We start from the raw sequence: 3596 nt of genomic DNA, 5'->3' as shown, positions 1-3596 counted from the left end.
ACTCGGCCAGCGCCCCCAGCCTGCGCCCGGTCGAGGCCTCGCGCACATCGTCGTAGAACTCGGCCGCGCGGGCCGCCGCCAGGTCGGTCATCTCGCCGCACACGAGCTCCATCACCTCGGCCATGACGGCCCGAAGCTCCGCGACGTCCGCCCACTCGGCGTTCGCGAGCGCGTTCTCGACCATCTGCCGGCCGGCGCCCGAAAGCGCGTTGAGCTCCTCGGTCAGCCGGTCAAGCGAGCTCCGCGGTATCTCCACCCGGCACCCCCTTCGGCGCCACGAGCGATGCGATCGCGTCCCTTCCCTGCGCCTTGGCGCGGTCGGACGCGAGGCGCTTGATCTGGTCCTCGCTGAAGCCGAGCTCCTCGAGCACCACCTCGGAGTCGGCCATCCAGGGGATCGCCTGCACGATCTTGATGATGGCGTCGGCCTGGCTCACGAACGAGGGGAACGCCGGGTTCTTGAAGCGCGCCGACAACGAGCGCTCCTCGTCGGTCAGCTGGTCGAGTGGGACGTTCCTGATCGCGGCCATGGCCATCAAGCCGATCTCGCGCAGGGCCGCCCCGTTCGTCTCGTTCAGGCTCTCCGCCTCGATGACGAGGCTCTCCTTGCAGGCGTAGATGGCCTCGGCCGACGACGGGTTGTCGTGCACCACCCCCATCTCCGACACGGGTATGGACGTCTCGCCGGAGAACGCCGCGGCGAGGTCGCGCTTGTACTCCGTGTGCGGCTGCATCGTGGACTGCGCGAGCTGGCCGAACTTCGGTATCTCGCCGTCCTCGTTGGGAGTAACCGAGAAGATGTTCCCGATGTAGGCCTCCCACTTGGAGAGCTTGTCAAACACAGTGTCGTCGGCGCCGAGCAGGTACTTCTGCGGGCTCGTGAAGAACTCCGCGGAGACCTCGGCGCGCAGCGACTCGCGCACGGCCGAGTCGGTTATGGCCATGACGGCGCGGCTGATGCGCGACTTGCCGAAGGGGCGGTCGAGCATCGGGCGGTAGACGAGCGGCTCCATCATGGGGCGGCCCATCTCGTGGGGATGGCGCCGGCTCGTCCACTTGGCGCCGGCCTTCCTGATCTCCCACACGTCCGTGTCGGTGTAGAGGTTCACCCATGTGGGCTCGGGCTCCGCCCCGTCGGGGCTCCTCTTGACGTCGACCACCGTCATACCGCACCTGATGCGCTTGCGCCGGCGGTCCCAGAGGGCCGCGGCGTTCTGGGCGGAGTAGGCGGACACGACGGCCGGGGGCTCGCCCGCCCCTCCGCGCGACACGGTCAAAAACGCGCACGAGCTCACGAGCTCGCTCGTCACGGCCTGCGAGTACAGGATCTTCAGCTTGTTGCCGACGACCACGTCGGCGAGCGCGTCGGACCTCCCCGACTCCAGCGTGAAGCCGTCGAAGCGGCTGCGCACGGCGAGCGCGTCGACGGCCTTGGCCGGCCATCCCACGACCGCGTTCACGCGCTCGAGCGGCGGCGGGATGGCGATGCCGAGCGTGCGCAGCCGGTTGTGCGCCCGGTAGTACTCGTCGCGGACGCGGTTGCGCGCGAGCTTGGCGTCGCGCAGCTTGGCGAGCTCGACGAGCATCCCTGTCTCGGCGACCGGAAGGCCGTGCACCGAGGCTAGCTGGTTCAGGTTCATGTGGCCCTCGACTTCCTTCCCGGGTTCCTCTTGGTGGTCCTGACGCCGTAGAGCGCCAGGCCCGCCGACTCGACGGGGGTCGGGTCGTCCCCGCCCCATCCCCAGTTCCCCGCCTCGCCGATGCGCCGCTTCCAGGCGCCCGTGACCGACGCCGTGAGCCTCGGCTGCCCGTAGTGGGTGACCGACCCGTCGCCTATGGCGTCGAGCAGGCCCGCAGCGGCGGCGGAGGCGTCCTTGGGGCCTGCCACCTTCACGGCGCTCGGAACAAGGGGCTTGCCCTCGTAGCCGTCGTCCTTGCTTTTCAAGGCGTTCGCGAGGCCGACGGCGTTGCCCGTCCCGTCGATCACCACGACGGCTATCCCCGAGCGCCGGGCACGCAGCCAGTCGGCGAGCCACCTCGTGCCCGAACCCGTAGAGGCGCAGTGCACGAGCTCGACGTGGCACGGCCCCTCCTTCGGCTTCACCGCGGCCGACACCGACACGGTCTTGCCGTCGATGGAGAACTTCACCCCGAAGGCGACCTTGCCCTCCGGCGGCTCGTCGGTCTCGAGCATCGCCCACTCGTCGGCGTCGACGACCCTCTCCACGCCCGTGTCGGGAGCCCACCAGCCGAACCGCTCGCGGGCGAGCTTCGCCGCGTCCATCTGCTCGATCTCCGTCTCAATGGTCGAGGGCTGGATCGTTATGCCGAGGGACGGGTTCGTGGCGGCCCATATGCGCCTGTCGCGCGGATCCTCCGGGATCTCGGGCACACTCCACTCGTCCCACGACGTCGTCCTCGTCCTCCCGCCGAGCGCCGCGGCGCGGATGCGCTTGAAGACGGTCCCGGGCGAGTCCTCGTCGGGCGGCGTGCCCGCGTAGATGGTCTGGGGGTTCGGCGAGGCTGAGATCGCGAACAGAAACGAGCTCTGCTGGGTGTCGTCGAGCTCCTGCGCCTCGTCGAATATGAGCAGGTCGCCGTGCTGGCCTCGCCCGCCGTTGCGCGTGCGGGCCAGGAACTTGATGCGCGCGCCGCTCTTGAGCACGATCTGCTCGCGGCCGAGCGCCTCCCTGACGGCCTTGACGCGACCGACCATCTTCCTCGAGGTGAAGAACCCCGCGATCGACTCGAAGGTCTCGGTCGCCGTCTTCTGCAGGTGCGCCGTGTAGACCACCTGCTCGCCGAGCGCGACCATGCCGTAGTTCGACCGGGCCTGCACCGTGCCGAGCGACTTGCCGTTCTGGCGAGGCACGGCGAGCCCACATGTCGGGGAGGCCCACATGCCCCGCGCGTCGCGCCCGAGCCAGCCGTCGACGACCCCGACCTGCCAGTCGAACATCCGCAGGTCGCCAAGCGTGCATATCTCGTCGCAGAACCCGACCTCGGTCGAGACGTGGGCCGGATGGACGGAGAGCGTCGGCTCACTGCTTCCCAGAACGGAGGCGCACGACAACCTCCTCGACCTCGTCGCCATCGTCCACCCCGCCTTCCAGCTCCCTGATGTCGCGCAGCGTCTCGCGGTACTGTCTCGCGATCCCCGGCAGGCTCTTGTCGTCGGCCCCCGCTATCCTGTCCTCCAACGTCAGCGCGAGTTCCTTCAAGCACTCGATCTGACCTGGCCCTGGAGCAGCCTTTCGGCCTGCCGTGCCCTTGGACATGCGCGCCACCTCCGCATCGATCAAAATCCCCTGTGTGTAAATGGGCACTATGCCCCCGGGAGGGCCGTACCACCGGGGTGAGGGGATGCCCCCGGTGGTCGCCCGTCACCACTCCCGCGAGTGCGGCAGCGGAAGCGTCGCCGATTGCCTGCCGGGCGCGCGGCGCCCGTCGCCTTTGCGCTGGTTGCACGAGCGGTGCGCCGGCTGCACGTTACGCGGGTCGAGGGGCGAGCCTCCACGGCTCACCGGCACGATCTCGTCCAGCTCGTAGCTCATTGGATGCCCCGCCGGCAGCGAGTAGTCGATGGGCTTTCCGCA

The 3596-nt window shown here is 69.3% G+C and carries 5 protein-coding genes; all 5 read right to left on the bottom strand.

All coding sequences use genetic code 11. The annotated features are described in order from the left end of the window. Nucleotides 1–256, bottom strand: a 256-nt coding sequence (locus tag GPA_RS19215) for a VG15 protein (protein ID WP_041239477.1), incomplete at its 3' end; no start/stop codon positions are given. Beyond that, entirely contained in the window at nt 231–1640 is a 1410-nt protein-coding gene (locus tag GPA_RS10640; protein WP_015539868.1) for a phage portal protein, read from the bottom strand. The genes GPA_RS10640 and GPA_RS19215, both read right to left, overlap by 26 nt. Then, nucleotides 1637–3094, bottom strand: a complete 1458-nt coding sequence (locus GPA_RS10635; protein ID WP_156791000.1) for a hypothetical protein — start codon at nt 3092–3094, stop codon at nt 1637–1639. Before GPA_RS10635 ends, GPA_RS10640 begins: the two co-directional genes overlap by 4 nt. Beyond that, nucleotides 3042–3278: a hypothetical protein gene (locus tag GPA_RS10630; protein ID WP_041239475.1), complete on the bottom strand. Its 237-nt coding sequence runs from the start codon at nt 3276–3278 to the stop codon at nt 3042–3044. The genes GPA_RS10635 and GPA_RS10630 overlap by 53 nt, the downstream gene beginning before the upstream one ends. 105 nt (nt 3279–3383) lie before the next feature. After that, nucleotides 3384–3596 (bottom strand): HNH endonuclease (locus GPA_RS10625; RefSeq protein WP_041239474.1); only part of this gene is annotated, 213 nt, incomplete at its 5' end.

The sequence above is a fragment of the Gordonibacter pamelaeae 7-10-1-b genome (assembly GCF_000210055.1).
Lineage (GTDB): Bacteria > Actinomycetota > Coriobacteriia > Coriobacteriales > Eggerthellaceae > Gordonibacter > Gordonibacter pamelaeae.
Note: the sequence above shows the minus strand (reverse complement) of the source record. Positions and strands in the feature narration are given on the sequence as shown.

Bases quoted from the DNA above. Each gene is read 5' to 3' on its own strand.
- GPA_RS10640 (WP_015539868.1), bottom strand. From the start codon at position 1,640: ATGAACCTGAACCAGCTAGCCTCGGTGCACGGCCTTCCGGTCGCCGAG.
- GPA_RS10635 (WP_156791000.1), bottom strand. From the start codon at position 3,094: ATGGCGACGAGGTCGAGGAGGTTGTCGTGCGCCTCCGTTCTGGGAAGC.
- GPA_RS10630 (WP_041239475.1), bottom strand. From the start codon at position 3,278: ATGTCCAAGGGCACGGCAGGCCGAAAGGCTGCTCCAGGGCCAGGTCAG.